This is a genomic window from Intestinimonas timonensis, from assembly GCF_900626145.1.
In the GTDB taxonomy this organism is placed as follows: domain Bacteria; phylum Bacillota; class Clostridia; order Oscillospirales; family Oscillospiraceae; genus Intestinimonas; species Intestinimonas aquisgranensis.
The window spans coordinates 607,751-627,023 of record NZ_LR130816.1 but is presented as its reverse complement, the minus strand read 5'-3'; the positions used below and the strand labels follow the sequence as shown (position 1 = coordinate 627,023).

At 59.3% G+C, this 19,273-nt stretch carries 21 protein-coding genes; 15 read left to right on the top strand and 6 right to left on the bottom strand.

Annotated elements, in window-relative coordinates:
* Positions 1-7: 7 nt before the first annotated feature.
* A complete protein-coding gene (locus tag E0E29_RS03255; RefSeq protein ID WP_130848612.1) occupies positions 8-1,060 on the bottom strand; it encodes a class I mannose-6-phosphate isomerase in 1,053 nt (350 codons plus the stop codon).
* Between the two features lie 219 nt (positions 1,061-1,279).
* Between E0E29_RS03255 and E0E29_RS03250 the strand changes: the two genes are divergently transcribed.
* The 3 genes from E0E29_RS03250 to E0E29_RS03240 are packed head-to-tail and all read left to right on the top strand — an operon-like array spanning position 1,280 to position 5,720.
* The gene (locus E0E29_RS03250; RefSeq protein ID WP_130848611.1) at positions 1,280-2,008 is read left to right on the top strand and encodes a radical SAM protein; all 729 of its coding nucleotides are present in this window, start codon (positions 1,280-1,282) and stop codon (positions 2,006-2,008) included.
* A gap of 27 nt (positions 2,009-2,035) precedes the next feature.
* Positions 2,036-4,402: a pyruvate formate lyase family protein gene (locus E0E29_RS03245; RefSeq protein ID WP_130848610.1), complete on the top strand. Its 2,367-nt coding sequence runs from the start codon at positions 2,036-2,038 to the stop codon at positions 4,400-4,402.
* A 13-nt stretch (positions 4,403-4,415) separates the two neighbouring features.
* Positions 4,416-5,720 carry a sedoheptulokinase gene (locus E0E29_RS03240; protein ID WP_130848609.1) on the top strand — a complete coding sequence of 435 codons (1,305 nt, stop codon included), beginning with the start codon at positions 4,416-4,418 and terminating at the stop codon, positions 5,718-5,720.
* 63 nt (positions 5,721-5,783) lie between these two features.
* Here the strand turns inward: E0E29_RS03240 and E0E29_RS03235 are convergent, their stop codons facing one another.
* Positions 5,784-6,470: a DUF6710 family protein gene (locus E0E29_RS03235; protein ID WP_130848608.1), complete on the bottom strand. Its 687-nt coding sequence runs from the start codon at positions 6,468-6,470 to the stop codon at positions 5,784-5,786.
* A 149-nt stretch (positions 6,471-6,619) separates the two neighbouring features.
* Positions 6,620-8,341, bottom strand: a complete 1,722-nt coding sequence (locus E0E29_RS03230) for an FAD-dependent oxidoreductase (RefSeq protein WP_130848607.1) — start codon at positions 8,339-8,341, stop codon at positions 6,620-6,622.
* Positions 8,342-8,753: 412 nt separating this feature from the next.
* On the opposite strand from E0E29_RS03230, the gene thiS reads away from it, so the two are divergent.
* The 5 genes from thiS to E0E29_RS03205 are packed head-to-tail and all read left to right on the top strand — an operon-like array spanning position 8,754 to position 12,316.
* A complete protein-coding gene (gene thiS, locus E0E29_RS03225) occupies positions 8,754-8,948 on the top strand; it encodes a sulfur carrier protein ThiS (protein ID WP_130848606.1) in 195 nt (64 codons plus the stop codon).
* Position 8,949: 1 nt separating this feature from the next.
* Positions 8,950-9,585 (top strand): sulfur carrier protein ThiS adenylyltransferase ThiF, encoded by a 636-nt coding sequence (gene thiF / locus E0E29_RS03220; protein WP_130848605.1) that lies wholly within the window; start codon positions 8,950-8,952, stop codon positions 9,583-9,585.
* A gap of 44 nt (positions 9,586-9,629) precedes the next feature.
* Positions 9,630-10,412 carry a thiazole synthase gene (locus E0E29_RS03215; protein ID WP_130848604.1) on the top strand — a complete coding sequence of 261 codons (783 nt, stop codon included), beginning with the start codon at positions 9,630-9,632 and terminating at the stop codon, positions 10,410-10,412.
* A gap of 13 nt (positions 10,413-10,425) precedes the next feature.
* Complete coding sequence (gene thiH, locus E0E29_RS03210; RefSeq protein ID WP_130848603.1) at positions 10,426-11,688, top strand: 2-iminoacetate synthase ThiH; 1,263 nt, start codon at positions 10,426-10,428, stop codon at positions 11,686-11,688.
* Entirely contained in the window at positions 11,681-12,316 is a 636-nt protein-coding gene (locus E0E29_RS03205; protein WP_130848602.1) for a thiamine phosphate synthase, read from the top strand. Before thiH ends, E0E29_RS03205 begins: the two co-directional genes overlap by 8 nt.
* Before the next feature lie 409 nt (positions 12,317-12,725).
* Here E0E29_RS03205 and E0E29_RS17970 read toward each other — a convergent pair whose 3' ends face one another.
* Positions 12,726-12,875: a hypothetical protein gene (locus tag E0E29_RS17970; RefSeq protein WP_165449772.1), complete on the bottom strand. Its 150-nt coding sequence runs from the start codon at positions 12,873-12,875 to the stop codon at positions 12,726-12,728.
* A 179-nt stretch (positions 12,876-13,054) separates the two neighbouring features.
* Complete coding sequence (locus E0E29_RS03200; RefSeq protein ID WP_122791188.1) at positions 13,055-13,432, bottom strand: helix-turn-helix domain-containing protein; 378 nt, start codon at positions 13,430-13,432, stop codon at positions 13,055-13,057.
* Between the two features lie 141 nt (positions 13,433-13,573).
* Here E0E29_RS03200 and E0E29_RS03195 point away from each other — a divergent pair, with 141 nt between their 5' ends.
* The 7 genes from E0E29_RS03195 (at position 13,574) to E0E29_RS03165 (ending at position 17,972) form a co-directional block, all read left to right on the top strand.
* The gene (locus E0E29_RS03195) at positions 13,574-13,933 is read left to right on the top strand and encodes a helix-turn-helix domain-containing protein (protein ID WP_130848601.1); all 360 of its coding nucleotides are present in this window, start codon (positions 13,574-13,576) and stop codon (positions 13,931-13,933) included.
* 144 nt (positions 13,934-14,077) lie between these two features.
* Positions 14,078-14,683 carry a recombinase family protein gene (locus E0E29_RS03190; RefSeq protein ID WP_130848600.1) on the top strand — a complete coding sequence of 202 codons (606 nt, stop codon included), beginning with the start codon at positions 14,078-14,080 and terminating at the stop codon, positions 14,681-14,683.
* Entirely contained in the window at positions 14,676-15,209 is a 534-nt protein-coding gene (locus E0E29_RS03185; protein ID WP_242622349.1) for a recombinase family protein, read from the top strand. Before E0E29_RS03190 ends, E0E29_RS03185 begins: the two co-directional genes overlap by 8 nt.
* Positions 15,146-15,781: a hypothetical protein gene (locus tag E0E29_RS03180; protein WP_207303559.1), complete on the top strand. Its 636-nt coding sequence runs from the start codon at positions 15,146-15,148 to the stop codon at positions 15,779-15,781. Before E0E29_RS03185 ends, E0E29_RS03180 begins: the two co-directional genes overlap by 64 nt.
* Positions 15,771-16,169 (top strand): hypothetical protein, encoded by a 399-nt coding sequence (locus E0E29_RS03175; protein ID WP_130848599.1) that lies wholly within the window; start codon positions 15,771-15,773, stop codon positions 16,167-16,169. Before E0E29_RS03180 ends, E0E29_RS03175 begins: the two co-directional genes overlap by 11 nt.
* Complete coding sequence (locus E0E29_RS03170) at positions 16,150-17,103, top strand: ParB N-terminal domain-containing protein (RefSeq protein WP_130848598.1); 954 nt, start codon at positions 16,150-16,152, stop codon at positions 17,101-17,103. The genes E0E29_RS03175 and E0E29_RS03170 overlap by 20 nt, the downstream gene beginning before the upstream one ends.
* A complete protein-coding gene (locus E0E29_RS03165) occupies positions 17,103-17,972 on the top strand; it encodes a DUF6551 family protein (RefSeq protein WP_130848597.1) in 870 nt (289 codons plus the stop codon). Before E0E29_RS03170 ends, E0E29_RS03165 begins: the two co-directional genes overlap by 1 nt.
* A gap of 43 nt (positions 17,973-18,015) precedes the next feature.
* On the opposite strand, the gene E0E29_RS03160 is transcribed toward E0E29_RS03165, so the two are convergent.
* Positions 18,016-19,272, bottom strand: coding sequence for a type II toxin-antitoxin system HipA family toxin (locus E0E29_RS03160; RefSeq protein ID WP_130848596.1), 1,257 nt, complete (start codon positions 19,270-19,272; stop codon positions 18,016-18,018).
* Between the last annotated feature and the right edge of the window lies 1 nt (position 19,273).

Here is a 19,273-nt window from a genome sequence, read left to right as displayed (position 1 = left end):
ACCCAACCTATCTGCCGCCCTTGCAGCACACCAGCTCCAGCGCACCCTCCACTACGGTCTTGCCGGCGGCGGCTGCAGGAAGGAAGAAGTACCCGCCTTTGCTTACGTCGTGGGAGAAGTCCCCGCAGCGCACACTGCCGCTGCCCGCCACAGCGATATAGACGGCGGCGCCCTCCTCCAGGGTGTAGAGCTCTGTGCCGCTCAGGCGCAGGCGGTCCACCGTGAAGCAGTCCGTCTGGGCAGGCCCAATGAGGCGATCCACCGTGGCAGCCTGGTTTTGAGCGAGCACGGTGGGCGTGATCTTCCCCTGGTCCAGCACCTCCTGACCATAGCGGTCATAGTCAAAGCAGGCCCCGGCCACCTCTCTGGACAAACCCAGATACATCTCGTGGTCGTTGAGGTGGTAGTCCCCGCACCAGTGCTCCGGCTGCACCGTGAAGTCTGTAGGCTCCTGGGCCTCCAGTAGCAGGCATCCCGCGCCGATGGCGTGGATGACCCCGGCGGGGACAAAGAATACGTCTCCCGGCTTTACCGGGACACGGTTGACAAACTCCGTCATGCAGGACTTGTCCTGTTCGGAGCGGTCTACCGCCGCCTCGAACTCCTCCCTGCTCACCTTCCGGGAAAAGCCATAGTAAATGCAGGCATCGGGACGGGTGGCCAGGATCACCCAGGACTCGGCCTTCCCATAGGGGCTGTGGAAGTACTGTCTGGAAAACGCCCTGGTGGGATGTACCTGCATGGGAAGGCGAATGGCGCTGTCCAGGAACTTGACCAGGACGCCCAGGTTCTCCCTCTGGCCCAGGCAGGCCTCCCGGTGCTCCTCCAGCAGCTGGCTGAAGGGCAGGCGGTCCGTTCCCTCCACGATGGAGATCCCCTCCAGGGAGTCCTTGCTGTCGGCGTTCAGGGCATGTACAGAGGATGCGATCCACTCCTCCGGGTAGAAACCATCCTCCGGCGCATCCCCCAAAAAGTCTCCGAACAGCTTTCCGCCCAGATAGACCCGGAAGACCCGATTCCGCTCAAAAAACACCGGCCGTTCCCAAATTGGCATCGTCATGCTCAATCCCTCCTATATGCGGCGGCGTACGGTCCCCAATATCCTTCCGCACCGGTTTTCCGGTCCCTCCGCCCAGAGGGACGCCCGCCTGTTCTTTCAAATCATGCACGATGACATCATATCCTCTGCGCGGAGGTTTGTCAATTTCTAATCAGCTATTTTGTTAATTGGATTGACAAAATTCCTAAACTTTGCTATATTCGCTTTGGGGGCGATATTGTGGAACTATCCATCTTTCAAAAAGGCTTCAACTACTCCCAGGACGGTCCCGGAAACCGTCTTGTCTACCATTTGCAGGGCTGCAACCTGCGCTGTCCCTGGTGCTCCAATCCGGAGGGGCTGGCCTTGACCGGCGGAAAGCTCTGCTCCACAGAGGCTCTGTGTGAGGAGGCCAAGCGCTGCCGCCCCATGTTCATCGATGGCGGCGGCGTGACCCTCACCGGCGGAGAGGTCACCATGCAGCTTGACGCCGTTCTGGACCTGCTGACCCGGCTGCGCTCAGCGGGGATCCACACCGCCGTGCAGACCAACGGGATCCACCCGCGGCTGCCCGAGCTCTTTCCCCTTGTGGACCACCTGATCATGGACTGTAAGCACCACGACCCTGAGATCCATCAGCGGGTGACCGGCGCGTCCAACCGCCCCGCTCTGGAACATCTGGCCCTCGCCCTCCGACGGGGCTTCTCCCCTGCCGTCCGCATCCCCCTCATCGGCGGCTTCAACGCCACCGCGGAGGATGCCCGGGCCTTCGCCCGGCTGTTCCGGGACCTGAAAGGCAGCGGACAAATGACCGTGGAGCTGCTGCCCTACCATGAGTACGGGCGGCAGAAATACGCGGATCTTGGTCTCCCTTATACGATGACTGAGGAGGCCCATGTCAGTGCTCAAACGGTGCATACCTTCCAGAACATCCTAACGGAGGAAGGCATCCGTGTCGTACATACCTGACATCTGGCTTTGAAGGAGGTTTCTGTTATGAATGTCTTTGCTCATCACGACCCCGCGCAGCTTACTGCCCTGGCCAAGGCCCTGTTCGCCGAGGAACGCACTTCCAAGACCGTGCTCAACGGATGGTTCCTGGCCCAGGAGATTGCCACAGACGTGGCCAAGGAAAGCCACTCCGACCTGGAGACCTGCGCCGCCGAAAAGCTGGAGGCCATTGTGGCACGGCTGCCGCTGGATATCAGCGACAACGCCGTCTTTGCCGGTACCCAGCGGGACGCCTTCGCCGCCAGCTACGCCCTCATCAACCCTGCCTTCACCGTGGAGTCCTTCCGGGGCTACTGCGATCCCCTGGAGGTCTATGACTTCGCCACCCCCACCGAGAAGGTGCCCCAGAGCCGGATCGACGCCCAGCGGGAGCGGGCCGCCGACAGCGACTATGTGCGGACCCTCTCCCGGGTCTACGCCGACTGCGCCCAGGACACCGAGGAGGTGGCCTACTTCATCGAGCAGGTCACCGGCCACCTGATCCCCGACTTCCGCCGGGCCATCCGGGTGGGTCTGGAGACCCTGCGCGAGGAGATCGCCGAGGCTCTGCCCCGGACCGACCCGGCCCACGCCGTCAATCTGCGGGCCATGGACCGCTCCCTGGCCTGCGCCCTGACCCTGGCCGGGCGCTATGCCGCACTGGCCCGTGAAAAGGCCGACGCCGCCCAGGGGGAGGCCAAGGAGCGCTTTGCCCTCATGGCGGAGACCCTGGACCGGGTGCCCCGGCTGGGCGCCCGCACCACCTACGAGGCCATGCAGTCCTTCCTGCTGCTGTGGGAGGTCATGTGCCTGGAGCAGGCCCCCAACCCCTTCGCCTTCTCCGTGGGCAACGCCGACCGGATCTTTGAGCCTTACCGGGCCGCCGACGGCCTGAGCCGTGAGGAGGCCGCCGCCCTCTTCACCCACTTCCTGGTCTTTTTCAATGTGGGCGAGCGCAGCTGGGCCATCTCCCAGAACGTGCTGGTGGGCGGCCGGGACGTGGACGGCAGAGATCTCACTTGCCCCATGACCTACGCCATCCTGGATGCCTACTACGAGATGAACCTGCCCCAGCCCATTCTGTCTGTGAAGCTGCACCGGAATACCCCGGAGACCCTCTACGCCGAGCTGGGCCGGTTCTTCTTCACCCCCGGCTGCCTGACTCCCTCCATCTTCAATGACGATTCCCTCTTTGAGACCCTGCGGGAGCACGGTGTGGCCGAGGAGGATCTGCCCGACTACAGCGTGGCAGGCTGCCAGGAGCCCCTCATCATGGGCAAGGACAACGGCAACACCACCAACTCCTGGCTGAATCTGGCCAAAGTGCTGGAACTGACCCTGACCGGCGGCAAATCCCTCATCACCGGAAAGGCCATCGGTCCTCAGTCCGACTGCCCCGCTCTGGAGACCCTCCAGCAGCTTAAGCCCCTCTTCTATGAGAATCTGAACTACTTCGCCCAGCGCATGGCCCAGGCCGCCAACGGCGCCTCCGAGGCCATCTCTCTCCTGCGGGTCCCCTTCCTGTCCAGCTTCATGGGCGGACTGGAGACCGGTGTGGACTGCCGGGATACCCGGGAACAGGGCACCCGCTACAACGGCTCCGGCTGCCTCATCCACGGTCTCTCCGTGGTGTCCGACTCCTTTGTGGCCGTGGAGCACCTGCTGAAGGAGCGCCCCCAGGACGCCGAAAACCTGCTTGCCGCCCTGCGCTGCAACTTTGAGGGCTACGAGGAGCTGCGTGCCTATCTCCAGAGCTGCCCCAAATTCGGCAACAACGACGACGAGGCCGACGCCGCCGCCGTGGAGCTGGCCAGCCGGGTATCCGACCTGGTGGGGGGCCTGAAAAACTACCTGGGCAACCCCTTCCGCCCTGACTGGGCCACCCCCTCCACCCACCTGCTCTACGGCTACTGGGTGGGGGCCACCCCCGACGGCCGCCAGAGCCGTGAGATGCTCAACTACGGCATCGATCCCCTCTTCGGCGACGCCTCCAACGGTCTGGGCTTCCGCACCCTGTCCTCCCTGAAGCTGCCCTATGGGAAATTCAACGGCGGCGTGGCCTCCCACTTCGGCGTAGACCCCAAGTATTTCACCGGCAGCACCTACGAGGAGAAGGGCCTTCAGTTCCGGGACCGCATCATCCGTCCCCTCTTCTTCAACGACCTGGTGGATGGCCGCGCCCCCTTCTACCTCTACGTCAACGTCACCACCCCGGAGACCCTGCGCAAGGTTCTGGCTGAACCCAAGAAGTACGCCCCCAACGGGGTCTATATCATGCGCATCCACGGCACCTTCGTCAACTTCCTGGACCTGTCCCCGGCCATCCAGCAGGACATCATCCGCCGGCTGGACCCCATGTCCACCTGCTGCTGAGGAGGACCGCCCCATGAAAACACTGGGTTTGGACATCGGCACCACCACCATCTCGGCGGTGGTGCTGGAGGACGGGAAGCTGGTCGTGGCCCGCACGGAGAAGAACGAGAGCTTTCTCTCCGGGGCGTCCTGGGAGCGTCTTCAGGACCCCGCTGTCATCCGCTCCACTGCACTGGCCATGGTGGATGCTCTCCTGGAGGACCACAGCGATGTGGCCGCCATCGGCGTCACCGGCCAGATGCACGGCATTCTCTATCTGGACAGTCAGGGCAACCCGGTGAGCCCTCTCTATACCTGGCAGGACGGACGGGGCCAGCAGCCGAGGGAGGACGGTATGACCTGGGCGCAGTGGCTGTCCGAGACCACCGGCTATCCCCTGGCCACCGGCTTCGGCATGGTGACCCACGCCTACAATGCCCTCAACGGTCTGGTCCCGCCGGAGGCCGCCGTGTTCTGCACCATTCCGGACTATCTGGCCATGGTCCTCAGCGGCCGGACCGCGCCGGCTGTGGACCCCACCAACGCCGCCAGCCTGGGGGTCTACGACCTGCGCCGCCGGGACTTTGACCGGGAGGCCCTGCTACAGGCGGGCGTAGGCGCCGGCCTGCTGCCCGCCATGGCGGAGGAGCCTGTGCTGGGGACCGGTCCGCTGGGGCGCCCCGTCACCGTGGCTCTGGGCGACAATCAGGCCAGCTTCCTGGGCGCGGCAGGCCAGCCTGCCGGCACCCTCCTGGTCAATATGGGCACGGGAGGGCAGGTCTCCGTCTACTCCCCTAACTATCTGGAGACAGAGGCCCTGGAGACCCGTCCCTTCCCCGACGGCGGCTGGCTGCTGGTGGGGGCCTCCCTGGCCGGAGGCCGCAGCTACGCCCTGCTGGAGCAGTTCTTCCGCCAGGTGGCGGCCATGGCCGGCAGTGAGACAGACAGTCTCTACGGCGCCATGGGCCGCGCTCTGGACGCGGCGGGACCGGTGACGGACTATCCGGAGACGGTCACCACCTTCCTGGGCACCCGGAAGGACCCCCTGTGCCGGGGCGCCATCACCTGGCTGGGCGCCGACAACTTCACCCCGGTCCATCTGATGCACGGTGTCATGCACGGCATGGCTCAGGAGCTCCACACCATGTTCCGCTCCTACCTGGCCGCCGGCGGAGAAATGCCCGCCCGGATGGTGGGCTCCGGAAACGGTCTCCAAAAGAATCCCCACCTCTGCCGGATCTTTGAGGAGACCTTCGGCTGCCCCCTCTCCCTGTCCACCCGGCAGGAGGAGGCCGCCTGCGGCGCGGCCGCCTATGCCGCCGCCCACATTTCCAGCTGAAAAAAGCGCGTATCCTGTATCAAACAGGATACGCGCCTTTCTTTTCTCAGTTTTCCAGAAAATTCAGGTTCGCTCCTCCCTGTCCTGGCGGGAGAGGAGTTTTGGATAGTACCGCTCCAGGCCCAGGCGGTAGAGGGCGGCCATCCGAGGCTCCAGCACAGGGCAGTAGCTCTCCTCGCCGTCCTCCTCCGTCACGAACCAGTCCTGCCCGTCGGTCCGTATGATGGGGGCCAGGTCCCGGAGGGAATAGCTGTCCAGGACGACGGTGCCACGGCCCAGGAAACGACAGCACAGGCTCTCGTGGGGATCGGCGTCCACAATGGCCAGGTTGAGTTCCTTGAGGTAGACCCCCACTGACTCCCCCTCCTCCAGCTCCTCCGGGGAACGTCTGGTGGCCTGGTGGAGCTCCTCGGCGGTCTCCCGGTTGTTCCAGACCGGCGCCAGCAGAAAGACCCGGTTCAGGGGCAGCTTGACCCGCCCCGTGGGCGCTGCGGCGGAGAGAGGCAGCAGGTCGTCCAGCTCAAAGGGGCTGGTCTCGGTCTTGGGCAGGAAGATCCGGGAGGCGCTGTCCGCCATGAGACTGCTCAGCAGGGTACGGATCATCCAGTCCAGGAGCACCGCCGTGTCCCAGCCGTTGGCCCGGTACTGCTCCAGGGCGTCCTCCCGAAACTTCATGGTGGATTCAAAATCCAGCAGCCCCAGAGGCGGCAGAGGCCCGGCCAGGGGCTGGAACGCTTTCTTTCTGAACATTTTTTACCAACTCCAAAATAGGATACCGTTCTTGTGGCATTTTAGCATATTGGAACCCCCGCCGCAAGACGGTATCCCGAAAGAGGGCCGGCACCCATTGGGTGCCGGCCCTCGTCTCTCTGGTGCAATCCAGCGCGCGTTCGGACGGTTTACTTGCCGCAGCCTCCCCGCTCGGTGGGGATGCCGCAGGGATGGGTGGGAATGGCGTCGTGGACGCGGTCCGTGGCGGCGTAAGACCAGAACCGCCAGCCGCCGGAGAGGTTGGAGCAGCGGAAACCCTTCTGGCTCAGGATGCGGCAGGCCAGATAGCTGCGCAGGCCGCTGAAGCAGTTGACATAGATCTTCTTGGCCGGGTCCAGCTCCCCCAGCCGCTGCCGCAGCTCGTCCAGGGGGATGTGGACGGCGTCGGGCCGCAGCAGGCCCTGCTGCTTTACTTCGTCTGGGGTGCGGACGTCCAGGAGGGTCACCGAGCCGTCGGCGGGCAGACCGGCCACCTGGTCCCAGTGGTGCTGTTCCACCAGGCCGCTCCGCAGGTTCTCGATGACATAGCCCGCCATATTCACCGGGTCCTTGGCGGAGGAATAGGGGGGCACGTAGGCCAGATCCAGCTCGGTGAGCTGCCGGGCGGTGAGCCCCTGGCGGACGGCGGCGGCCATGACGTCGATACGCTTGTCCACCCCGTCAAAGCCCACGATCTGAGCCCCCAGGATGCGGCCGGTATCCGGGTCAAAGAGGGTCTTGACAGTCATGTTCTGTGCCCCGGGGTAGTAGGTGGCGTGGGAGGCGGAGTAGGTCACCGCCTTGTCATAGGCCACCCCGGCGGCCTTGGCGGCCCGCTCGTTGAGGCCGGTGGCGGCCGCCGTCATACCGAAGAGCTTGAGGATGGAGGAGCCCTGGGCCCCGGCATAGCCCTGGGTAAGGCCGCAGATGTGGTCGGCAGCCACACGGCCCTGCCGGTTGGCCGGTCCGGCCAGGGCCACCAGGGCCTTCTGACCGGTGACGGCGTGGGTGAGCTCCACCGCGTCGCCCACGGCGTAGATGTCCGGGTGGGAGGTGCGCATGTGGTCATCCACCACGATGGCGCCCTTCTGCCCCAGGGTGAGGCCCGCCCGGCGGGCCAGATCGGACTCAGGGGCCACGCCGATGGCCAGGATGACCAGGTCGGCGGCCACCGGCGCCTCCTCCCCGATGAGGGTCTCCACCTTTCCGCCCCGACGGCGGAAGCCGGTAACGGCGGTGCTCAGCCGCAGGTCCAAGCCCTGGCCCCGCAGGTAGGCGTGGACCTCGCCAACCAGATCCTTGTCCAAAGGCAGCAGCACCTGGTCGTCCAGCTGGATCATGGTGGTGCGGACCCCGGCATGGATCAGGTTCTCCGCCATCTCCAGACCGATGAAGCCGCCGCCCACCACCACGGCGGACTTAGGCCGCTCCCGCTCCAGGAAGTTCCGGATGCGGAAGGTGTCCTCCACGGTACGCAGGGTGAAAATGCCCTCCAGGTCGATGCCGGGCAGGGGAGGCCGGATGGCCTTGGCCCCCGGGGAGAGGATCAGCTTGTCATAGGTCTCGGTGTACTCGCTGCCGTCCTCCAGGCGGCGGACGGTGACGGTGTGCTCCTCGGGCTGCACGGAGAGGACTTCGTTCCTGACACGGACGTCGATGTTGAACCGGGCCCGAAAACTCTCCGGGGTCTGGAGGGTCAGCGCCCCCTTGTCCTGGATGGTCCCCCCGATGTAGTAGGGCAGACCGCAGTTGGCGTAGGAGACATATCCGGTCCGCTCCAGGATGATGATCTCGGCCTCCTCGTTCAGGCGGCGCAGGCGGGCAGCGGCAGTGGCCCCTCCGGCCACGCCTCCGACGATAACGACTTTCATGGCGTTTCCTCCTTATCCTTTGGTTTCCAATGGGCCCCGGTAGCCGCCGATGCCGCCCAGGTTTACGGCCTCATGGCCCTGCCGCTTCAGCCAGGCGCAGGCCCGGGCGCTCCAGTCCCTCTTCAAAATCAGGGCGGTGGAGCAAAAAATCAAACAGGCCCATATACGTTTCTCCCTTTGCCGGGCGGCAGTTCCACTCCGGTCTTTTCTTGTTTACAGGCTTAGGATACCAAAAACTGCCCGCCCCTTCTGTGACAAAATCACCCTTTTGCCGCCCGCCTCCATATCTTGACATTCCATCCGCTTATGCTATAATAAGCGCCAGAGTGTAAGGCAAATGCCGCACGAAGGGGTACACCACCACGGGTGTAGTTCTTTCGTGCGGCTTTTTTGTCGCAAAGGAGGCGAAAGCGTGGTCAAAATCAACGGAGCAGAGCTGGATCTGTCCGGCCGTATTCTGTCCGACTATCTTTCCGAGGCGGGGTTCAACCTGTCCCGGGTAGCGGTGGAGCGAAACGGCGAGATCGTGCCCAAACGGCTCTACGGGGAGACCGTCTTGGCGGATGGGGACGCCCTGGAGGTGGTAGGCTTTGTGGGGGGCGGCTGACATGATCCCCACACACGAGGAGATGCGTCGGGCCCTGGCTGAACGCCATGGCGCAGCCCTCCAGGCCAGATTTGATGCCGGACGGGTCGCGGTCTGCGGCCTGGGCGGCCTGGGCTCCAACGTGGCCATTGCCCTGGCCCGGGCGGGTGTGGGGCAGCTCCACCTTATCGACTTCGACCGGGTGGACCTCACCAACCTGAACCGTCAGCAGTACACAGTAGACCAGCTGGGCCAGTACAAGACTGAGGCCCTGGCGGAGACTTTGGGCCGGATCGCCCCCTACTGTACCCTGCGGATGGACACAGTCAAGGTGACGGAGGACAACCTGCCGGCGCTGCTGGCGGGGGACGACATCATCTGCGAGGCCTTTGACGTGCCGGAGGCCAAAGCCATGCTGGTCTCCGGCGTGCTGGAGCATTTTCCGGAAAAGTATCTGGTGGCCGCCTCCGGCATGGCCGGTCTGGGCAGCGCCAACGCCATCCGCACCCGGCGGGCCTTTGGGCGGCTGTACCTGTGCGGTGATGAGGCCTCCGATGTCTCCGACGGACTGGGCCTTGTATCCGCCCGGGTGGCAGTGTGTGCCGCCCATCAGGCCAACATGATCCTCCGGCTCCTGGCCGGGGAAACGGAGCCGTAATACGGCCCCATCCAAAAATAATATGGAAAGATGAGGAGATCCCTATGACAGAACAACAGAAGAACGATCCGCTGGTCATCGGCGGACACACCTTTACCTCCCGTTTCATTTTGGGCTCAGGGAAGTACTCCCTGAAGCTCATCGAGGCCGCCGTCCGGGACGCGGGGGCACAGCTCATCACCCTGGCGGTCCGCAGGGCCAACACCAAGGAGCATGAAAACATCCTGGACTATATCCCCAAGGGAGTCACCCTGCTGCCCAACACCTCCGGCGCCCGGAATGCAGATGAGGCGGTGCGCATCGCGCGGCTGGCCCGTGAGCTGGGCTGCGGCGACTTCGTAAAGATTGAGATCATGCGGGACTCCAAGTACCTGCTGCCCGACAATCAGGAGACCATCCGGGCCACGGAGATCCTGGCCAAGGAGGGCTTTGTGGTCATGCCCTACATGTATCCCGACCTGAATGTGGCCCGGGACCTGGTGAACGCCGGCGCGGCGGCAGTGATGCCTCTGGCCTCCCCCATCGGCTCCAACAAGGGCCTGGCCACCCGCGAGTTCATCCAGATTCTCATCGACGAGATTGACCTGCCCATCATCGTGGACGCCGGCATTGGCCGGCCCTCCCAGGCCTGTGAGGCCATGGAGATGGGGGCGGCGGCCATCATGGCCAACACCGCCCTGGCCACCGCCGGAGATCTGCCCCTGATGGCCTCCGCCTTCCGCAAGGCCATCGAGGCGGGCCGACAGGCCTATCTGTCCGGGCTGGGCCGGGTATTGGTCCGGGGCGCCGCCGCCTCTGACCCCCTCACCGGTTTCCTTCGGGACTGAGAGGAGGCGCAGTATGGAAAACAAAGAGAACCAGTTCCTGGTGGACTCGGAGTTTTTGAGCCCCCAGGCCTTGGAACGCAAGCACAAGCTGGAAACCGATCCCTCCAGCCGCACCGACCACATGGCCTATCTCCCCGGCATGGAACGCATCCAGTCCGATGTGATGGACAAGGTGATGGACCAGATGCACGCCTATGACCCGGAGAGCTATACCGCCCGGGACGTGGAGGCGGCTCTGGACCACGAGACCTGCTCCATCGAGGATTTCAAGGCTCTTCTCTCCCCGGCGGCGGAGCCCTTCCTGGAGCGGATGGCCCAGCGGGCCCGGCTGGAGACCCGCAAGCACTTCGGCAACACGGTCTACCTCTTTACCCCCCTGTACATCGCCAACTACTGCGAGAACTACTGCATCTACTGCGGCTTCAACTGCTACAACCACATCAAGCGCATGAAGCTGAGCACGGAGCAGATTGAGCGCGAGATGCAGGTCATCGCCGACTCCGGCATGGAGGAGGTGCTCCTTCTCACCGGCGAGAGCCGGTCCATGAGCGGCGTGGAGTACATCGGCGAGGCCTGTAAGCTGGCCCGGAAATACTTTCGCATGGTGGGCCTGGAGATCTATCCGGTGAACAGCGATGAGTACCGCTACCTCCGCTCCTGCGGCGCCGACTACGTCACCGTGTTCCAGGAGACCTACGACGCCGACAAGTATGAGACCCTCCACCTCATGGGCCATAAGCGGGTGTGGCCCTACCGCTTTGAGGCCCAGGAGCGGGCCCTCATGGGCGGCATGCGGGGCGTGGGCTTTTCTGCCCTGCTGGGTCTGGCCGACTTCCGTAAGGACGCCCTGGCCACCGGTCTCCACGTCTACTACCTCCAGCGCAAGTACCCCCACGCCGAGATGTCCCTGTCCTGTCCCCGGCTGCGCCCCATCATCAACAATGAGAAGATCAACCCCCGGGACGTCCATGAGCGGCAGCTGTGTCAGGTGCTGTGCGCCTATCGGATCTTCCTGCCTTTCGCGGGCATCACCGTGTCCTCCCGTGAGAGCGCGGAGTTCCGCAACGGCATCGTGAAGATCGCCGCCACCAAGGTGTCCGCCGGAGTATCCACCGGCATTGGTGACCACGAAAGCAAGTACACCGGCAAGGAGCACAGTGAGGCTGAGGGCGACGAACAGTTTGAGATCAGCGACGACCGCAGCTTTGACAGGATGTATGCCGACATCTCCGCCGAGGGCCTCCAGCCCGTGCTGAACGACTACCTCTATGTCTGACATCCTGTGTGTGACCAATCGGAGCCTGTGCCGTGAGGACTTTCTTACCCGGCTGGAACGGATTGCCGCCGCCGGTCCCGCCGGGGTGATCCTGCGGGAGAAGGACCTGTCCCCCAAGGCATACCGCGCCCTGGCCGAGCGGGTCCTGGCGGCCTGCCGTGCCCACGGGGTCCCCTGCATCCTCCACAGCTTCCCCGCCGTGGCCCGGGAATTGGGGGCGGAGGGGCTCCACCTGCCCCTCCCCCTGCTGCGGGCTCTGTCCCAGGAGGAGCGGCACTCCTTCCGGGTGCTGGGTGCCTCCTGCCACAGCGCAGCGGAGGCACGGGAGGCGGAGGCGCTGGGGTGCACCTATATCACCGCCGGCCATGTGTTCGCCACCGACTGCAAAAAGGGGCTGGCCCCCAGGGGGCTCCCCTTTCTCCGGGAGGTATGCCGGGCTGTGACCATCCCCGTGTGGGCCATCGGGGGCATTGCGCCGGAGAATCTTTCGCCAGTGCTGGCCACCGGCGCCCGAGGCGGCTGCGTCATGAGCGGTCTCATGGTCTGTCCCGATCCGGCAGCGTTGCTGGCGGCCTTTGACAACGCTCCGGAACGAGTTTCCGGAGCGGATACTGCTCTGATAAGCTGATTTCCACGGGAGTTGACTTTTTCAAAATGTATTGCCTGAAATACCACTTCCATCCCACATTTTCAGAACACTCTGAGGAAAAAGCGCAATTTACTGCATTCAGAAAACAGATTATCTGCTCACGGTCAAAACTTGAAGTAGATGACTCTGAATCTGATGGGATCGAATGATTTTCTTGAGGTATGCTACACACCTTTTGTGCTCTCAAATGCAGGAAATAGCAATAAATCCGCTGGGATCAGGTGATCCCAGCGGATTTCTGTTTTATATGCCTTATGTAATATTTTAAAAGGCCATTGCCCGACACAAGGCAGGTTTTTACACGTATTACCGGTAGGTGACATGTCCATAGTCGGCCATCATCTCGTCGGGGTCATTGGTGTTGATGGGCTTGAGGGTATAGGTGTACTCATATCCCTGTGTCTCGCCGGTTTCGGTAGTAGTTCGCTCCTACATCTCCAAGCAGAACCAGAGTATCCTGCTCTGTCAGCTTCTTGCTGTCGCAAAACTGTATGACCTCATAGGGGTCTCCGTGGATATCACCCGTGTAATAGATCATTGGTCATTCCACCTTTCTTTTTTCATTATACCAACTCGGAAGGCCCATATCCGGGACTTTCCAAAACATATCCACCATTCCCAAAATATATCCACCATTCCCAAAATATATCCACCTTTACTGGCATAGATCGACCGGCAGTCAATGCTCGTGACTTCCGGTTGATTGCTTTCTCAGGTTCAGACGGTAAAATCAGAGTTATCTGGTTTACCGTATCTGCCTTGATGCTCTTTCAAGGAAGCTTTCAACGATTTTATAACATCCAGGAGAATCAGCATCTCATAGGTGCTGCAATCCGAAAGGAGCAGGGAGATTTCTTCGCTGGCGCACCGTTCAGTGCTGGTGACTTGCTCCATCAAAAGCCGGTCGGGAGATACGCCCAAAGCATTGGCGATAAGCACAAAGGTGTCAAGGCTCATGCTCTTGATCCCGCTCTCTATGTAGCTGATGTAAGATGGCGTTTTATCCACCAGTTCAGAGAGCATCGCTTGCGAAAGGTGGTTGCGCTGGCGGACTTCACGGATGTGTTTTCCAATGACTTTGTAGTTCAGGCTCATAATAAGACCTCCAAAAAAATTTTGCAGTCTTATTATAGTGTTTAGATTATATCATCAACTCGGCCTTATATCAATTTCACCTCAAGTTGATATACTCTTAGAAATAGATAATCTGGAGAATATATTTGAGGGGGGAAGCCGATGACGGAACATGATTTGACCGAGAGCCAGCTGATCGGCTCCCGTATTCGAGATGCGCGGATCAATCGCCGGATGAGCCAGGCCGATCTTGCTGCGAAGGCCAATATCTCGCTGCCGCATATCAGCAATATCGAAAAAGGCAAGACGAGCATGAAGTTGGAAACCTTTATCCGAATCATCGAAGCCCTGCAAGTGTCTGCTGATTCCCTTCTTCGGCCCGATGTGCCGGAGGTGAGAAGTCTATACCAGAGCGAGTTTGACGAGCTGCTGGCCGACTGCTCTCCCAAGGAGCTGGATTCCATCCTGAAGATTGTTCGTGAGTTGAAATCCACTATGTCCAGACGGGATGACAATACCTGAAAATTTGCGAGCTGGAATTGCCGGCTCGCTTCTTTTTTTCTCATCTATCGACCAGAAGTCAATGTGTTGACTTCTGGTCGATTTTGTTATTAGTCTGCAGATTATATAATGGCCTGGAAGAGAAATAACACAGGGGGAGCAAATATGTCAGATCTGACCGTTCAAAATAGAGAGTCAGAGCAGGAAGTTATGCCCTCATTTGATTTCCTGCTGGAAAGGGAGACGGAACGAAACACCCTTTTAGCGGAACATCGTGCCTGGTTAAAGGAAATCAAGCGGGAACGCCCGCTTCCCAAAACACATTACCGTGTGGCGGTATACATCCGCTACTTCAACCAGACCCGATATGAGGACTATCTTTCAGCTCATAAAAAGCAATTTCTTGACACACTGGCTCTCTGCCCAAACTGGAAGTTTGTCGGTTTCTATGTGGACGAGGGCAGCACAGCGCCCAATATGGAGAGCGCCCCGGAGTGGTCAAGGCTCCTTCAAGACTGCTACGAGGAAAAGGTCGATCTGATTATTACCCAGAAAGCAAGCAATATCTCGAAGAAGCTCTCCGAGCTCTCTTTCTGTACGCGCCTCTTGGCAGCACTCCCAAAGCCAGTGGGCGTTTACTTCGTTTCGGAGGATATTTATACGCTGGCTTCCTATTACCAGGAGGATCTACACGACCCGTACTTTTTGCCAGATCCCGGTTGGAAGATACTCCCTGATGACGAACCCCGGAGGGAAATGCTGCATGATTGACAAGTCCACACGCAAACAGCTTGCGGAACGGAAAGAACGGGTCCGCCGGCGTATCAACACAAAAGTTGACCCGGAGAACTATGAATTCATTCCGGCTAAAAAGCCCATCGACTATTACGACAATGATATAAGGCAGCGGGTTGCCGTGTATGCCCGTGTCTCCACAGACAACGTCCAGCAGACTTCCTCCTATGAGCTGCAAAAGAAATACTATGAAGATTTTGTTGTGCATCATCCCAACTGGATATTGGTCAAAATCTATGCGGATGAGGGGATCAGCGGGACTTCTCTGGCTCATCGGGACGAGTTCAACAGCATGATCGCCGATTGCCGCAGCGGGAAAATCGATATGATCATCACCAAAAGCGTGTCTCGCTTTGCCCGGAATGTGGTGGACTGTATCAGCATGGTTCGTATGCTTGCGGAGCTGCCCAGTCCTGTCGGGGTGTTCTTTGAGAGCGAATGTACGATGGCTACCAAGTGGTACGCCGTGAGTTCTTCGCCCATATTAATGAGCCGTCTGTAACTTTCAACAATTACAAATTTTATGTAAATACCGCCTGCCTGAACCGCTTCCCACAAGTTGATTATGTGCAGGTATTGGTCAATCAGGAGAGCAGGATCTTGGCGATCCGTCCCTGTCGGGCGGAAGATCGGGATGCCTGCGCCTGGTGCACCAACGGCTCCGGCAGACGCAAACCGAAACAGATCACCTGCAAGATTTTTTTCGCCAAAGTGTTTTCACTGATGGGCTGGAATCTGGACTATCGATATAAACTCCTCGGGCGGATAATCCATGCAAGGGATGAGTGGCTCATCGCATTTGATCTCACAGCGACCGAAGTGTATCAGCGGGTGCAGAAAGACGGCCAGAAGCCCAAGTCTTCTCGAACTCCCGTGTTTCCGGAGGGCTGGAAGACGCAGTTTGGACTCCCGTTCCGGGAACACCAGAAATCTATGCAGGTAGACATTTTTGAAGGATATGCTGTATATGGGTTGCGCGATAACATCGCTCCTGCTGCATCAGAGCAGTCAGACGAGGCTGCCTCTGATACTGATCATAAGTCCGTTTTGGGAGGACAAGGACATGAACCATGAAAATCAATTGCAGGCTTACTTAACGCTGGACCCTGCGCGAAACCGGATTCGAATCCACAGGCAAACGATTCGTCTCTTGAAGAATCCTGCGTATGTGCAATTCCTGGTAAACCCTGAAGAACTGTATATCGCCGTTCTCGGATCGGATAAACCTATTTCAGGCGGGACCGCAAACAAGGTTCGGATGTCAAGCACATCCCAGCAGTCTATAGAATTCTATAGTACGATCCTTATCAAAAACTTTTCCGAACTGCTGGGTGGCTTTGACCCGAGATTTAATTACCAGCTGACCGGTGAGATCGATCAAGTCAACCGGGTCGCATATTTTTCCCTCAAAACCGTGAAACAGCTGGAACGCAGGAGGCTCCATGACAGAGAAAGCATTTAGGCAGCTTAACATCGATCCGGAATTCAAAAACTTGATTCGTCCACTTCGCCGGGAGGAATACCGGCAACTGGAGCTGAATCTGGTCATGGAAGGATGCCGGGAAGATATCATCGCATGGAATGATACCATCATCGACGGTCATAATCGCTATGAAATATGCAATAAAATGCGCATTCCTTATGGAGTCAAGGAGCTGGATTTTCCAAGCAGAGATGCTGCCATCGCCTGGATCTGTGCGAACCAACTTGGGCGCCGCAACATCTCAGAAGAAACCAGGAAATATCTGATTGGGAAACAATATGAAGTGGAAAAGAAAGTACAGCGAAATAGGAATGGCTATAATCAGTACCGTCCGAATCCCAACATCACTGTGGGGAGAGGCCGCCCAATAGATGAAGAGAGCGGCCGGCGAACAGCAGCTCGGCTGGGAAGGAAGTATCATGTGTCCGGCGCAACCGTACAGAAATATGCGAAATACAGTACAGCATTAGATACCATCGCACAAAATGCTCCTGAGCTTATTCCGCATATTCTTTCCGGGGCATATAAGATTTCTTTCGAAAATATCGTTGCTCTTTCAGAAATGGGACCCGAAGAATTGAAAGCACTTAGTAAAAAAATCGGAAAAAATCCCTATGCTTTCGCTCGTTACAGTGAATCGAGACGATGCCTTTATTCCGACGCTTCTGCCAAACCCGGCACAGCGGCGGCAGAGCAGCCGGCAATCAAGACGATGCCCGCCTATGACCCGGATGCGGAAGTTGCTGGACTTACTCTTACGATCCCCTCCTGGATGAGCTCCATCGACCGGACAAAGTCCATGGCACATTTGGAAGCGATCTCACCTGCTGCCAGACAAAACCTCTTGGCGGCGTTGACTGAATTAGAAGGAAAAATCCAGGAAATGCTCAATGCAATTGAGGGGGAATCCTAATGGAAGATTATAGTATGTTTGTTCCCAATGTTCACTTCGAACAGATTCCCATCAAGAACCTCGTATCCAATCAGGAGTACCAGAGGAATATTTCCGAACAGCATGTGCTGAATGCTGCGGCACACTTTGATCTGTATCAGATCAACCCCGTGAAGGTAAGCCGTCGAAATGGGGTCAACTATGTCTTCAATGGCCAGCACACGGTGGAGATCGTCGCCCTGGCCTCTGGCTCTCGTGAAACGCCAGTCTGGTGCATGATATACGACGATCTGAACTACGAGCACGAGGCAGATATCTTCGCCAACCAGATGAAGTTTGTCAAACCGCTCCGTCCCTATGAAGTGTTTATGGCAAATGTGGAAGCCGGGAATCAGGAGCAGCTTATGATCAAAGATCTGGTAGAGTCTTATTCTCTTTCCATTGGCCAGGTCAGAAACTATGGCGTTGTCTGTGCTGTCTCCACGCTCGAAAATATATATGAGCGGTTTGGTTACCACGTACTTGATCGAACACTCAGACTCTGCGTAGGCACCTGGGAGGGCGATATGAATTCGCTGTCTGCCAATATGCTCAACGGAATCGCCAGATTGGTCTACACGTTCGGCGATGCCCTGAAAGATGAGACCTTTAAGGAAAAAGTGGGGGAAATGTCGGTCAAGTTGCTTTCGAGAACAGCCAAGGAACGACGCCCCGGTTCTATGGGCTATGCCGAGGCGATGCTTCTGGCCTATAACCGCAAATGCAAATACCCGCTCAAATGGACCAAGCTCTACGAGAAGAATGTGGGGAACAATGAAGGACTGGACATTGATACGGATATGGACGAGGATGAGGGCGAGGACTCTTTTGAGGGAGTCGCCAAAGAATAAGCAAACGGACGGTTCCACCAGGAATCGTCCGTTTGTAATCTTATCATGGAAGGGAAAAGGCCGGGCGCATATACTCTATCGCTCCTCGGCTGAGACCATACTGCCCGGCCAACTGTTCCCAGTGTCCGGATACTGTTTTGCAGACCTCCTCTGCAGCCTGTTCCGCTTCCTGCGGGGCAAGGCCGAAATAATCGGCTACTTCCAGAGCCAGTTCCAAGTCAATGGTGTTATCATACTCACTCACATTGAGGGAAAGCCGGTCCCCCGAGGGGACTGGGTTCACATCATAGAGAGGGGCCAGCCGCCAGCCGGTGGGTGTCAGAAGAAAACCATGGTTGCGCAGATGGTCGTCAGTATTGGATACCGCCATGCTGAACACGATCCGCTTCCACAGCTCGGCCAGATCCTGCCGGGGTGATGCCCCGTTGGCCCGGATGAACGCCGCCAGATCCAGATAGCTGCTTCCGTCCGCTGCAGAGGCTCCATCGATCTTACCCAGCAGGGTCATGGCGGAGGCGAAGTGGATGCGGCGGCTGCCATTTCGGTCAAATCGCTTGACGAGAAAGGTGCTGCCGGTCTTGGAGAATGTCTCCAATTTGGATTCCGGAACATCCAGCCCACAGAGCCGTGCCAGGTCATGGACGACCTTCTCCCACGCGCCACTGTTATATTCATCATGCTTAGAGGGGAACTTGGCAATCCACAAGGCGCCATCTGTGGCCTGCACCGTAGCTTTGGGTCTTGCACCGCCCAAGGAGGAGCCAGGGGCCAGAAGCTCACGCAGCCATTTTTCATTCAGGCCGCTCTCATCGTTCTCGAAAGCGATAGAGGCGTTTTCCAGCGTCCGAAGGTTTACCCAAGGAGGCGTCGCAAACGCTTTATCGTTCGAAAGAAATTCGCCCCCTTCTTCCAAGCTGAACCGAAGTGCCCCCATGCGGGATTCATCGTAGACCCCCAACAGGAAGTCGCTCTCGGTGAGCTTACGGGGCTTGCGGTCCTCTTTGCGGGCGTCGATGGCCTCCTTGCGCTTCATCAGCAGACGCCCCCAGCGATCCGGACAGGAGTCGGAAAACAGGCCAAAGAGCTGCTTGTTCAGCGGCACATACTGCCGCCCGCGGTAGAGAGCCAGATCCGGGTCCAGAGAGAAAGAACTCTCGGCGGATGACAGCCAGGCCGGATCATACTCAAAGGAAAAGGTTTCCTGTCCGCGGACGAAGCCGCAGCGCAGCCGCCCCAGCAGAGTGGGTGCCTCTCCACGCCAATTTTCATATGCATAGATGGTCTTTTCGTCCTGCGCCATG

Bases quoted from the DNA above. Each gene is read 5' to 3' on its own strand.
- E0E29_RS03255 (WP_130848612.1), bottom strand. From the start codon at position 1,060: ATGACGATGCCAATTTGGGAACGGCCGGTGTTTTTTGAGCGGAATCGG.
- E0E29_RS03245 (WP_130848610.1), top strand. From the start codon at position 2,036: ATGAATGTCTTTGCTCATCACGACCCCGCGCAGCTTACTGCCCTGGCC.
- E0E29_RS03240 (WP_130848609.1), top strand. From the start codon at position 4,416: ATGAAAACACTGGGTTTGGACATCGGCACCACCACCATCTCGGCGGTG.
- E0E29_RS03235 (WP_130848608.1), bottom strand. From the start codon at position 6,470: ATGTTCAGAAAGAAAGCGTTCCAGCCCCTGGCCGGGCCTCTGCCGCCT.
- E0E29_RS03230 (WP_130848607.1), bottom strand. From the start codon at position 8,341: ATGAAAGTCGTTATCGTCGGAGGCGTGGCCGGAGGGGCCACTGCCGCT.
- thiF (WP_130848605.1), top strand. From the start codon at position 8,950: ATGATCCCCACACACGAGGAGATGCGTCGGGCCCTGGCTGAACGCCAT.
- E0E29_RS03215 (WP_130848604.1), top strand. From the start codon at position 9,630: ATGACAGAACAACAGAAGAACGATCCGCTGGTCATCGGCGGACACACC.
- thiH (WP_130848603.1), top strand. From the start codon at position 10,426: ATGGAAAACAAAGAGAACCAGTTCCTGGTGGACTCGGAGTTTTTGAGC.
- E0E29_RS03205 (WP_130848602.1), top strand. From the start codon at position 11,681: ATGTCTGACATCCTGTGTGTGACCAATCGGAGCCTGTGCCGTGAGGAC.
- E0E29_RS17970 (WP_165449772.1), bottom strand. From the start codon at position 12,875: ATGATCTATTACACGGGTGATATCCACGGAGACCCCTATGAGGTCATA.
- E0E29_RS03200 (WP_122791188.1), bottom strand. From the start codon at position 13,432: ATGAGCCTGAACTACAAAGTCATTGGAAAACACATCCGTGAAGTCCGC.
- E0E29_RS03195 (WP_130848601.1), top strand. From the start codon at position 13,574: ATGACGGAACATGATTTGACCGAGAGCCAGCTGATCGGCTCCCGTATT.
- E0E29_RS03190 (WP_130848600.1), top strand. From the start codon at position 14,078: ATGTCAGATCTGACCGTTCAAAATAGAGAGTCAGAGCAGGAAGTTATG.
- E0E29_RS03185 (WP_242622349.1), top strand. From the start codon at position 14,676: ATGATTGACAAGTCCACACGCAAACAGCTTGCGGAACGGAAAGAACGG.
- E0E29_RS03180 (WP_207303559.1), top strand. From the start codon at position 15,146: ATGTACGATGGCTACCAAGTGGTACGCCGTGAGTTCTTCGCCCATATT.
- E0E29_RS03175 (WP_130848599.1), top strand. From the start codon at position 15,771: ATGAACCATGAAAATCAATTGCAGGCTTACTTAACGCTGGACCCTGCG.
- E0E29_RS03170 (WP_130848598.1), top strand. From the start codon at position 16,150: ATGACAGAGAAAGCATTTAGGCAGCTTAACATCGATCCGGAATTCAAA.
- E0E29_RS03165 (WP_130848597.1), top strand. From the start codon at position 17,103: ATGGAAGATTATAGTATGTTTGTTCCCAATGTTCACTTCGAACAGATT.
- E0E29_RS03160 (WP_130848596.1), bottom strand. From the start codon at position 19,272: ATGGCGCAGGACGAAAAGACCATCTATGCATATGAAAATTGGCGTGGA.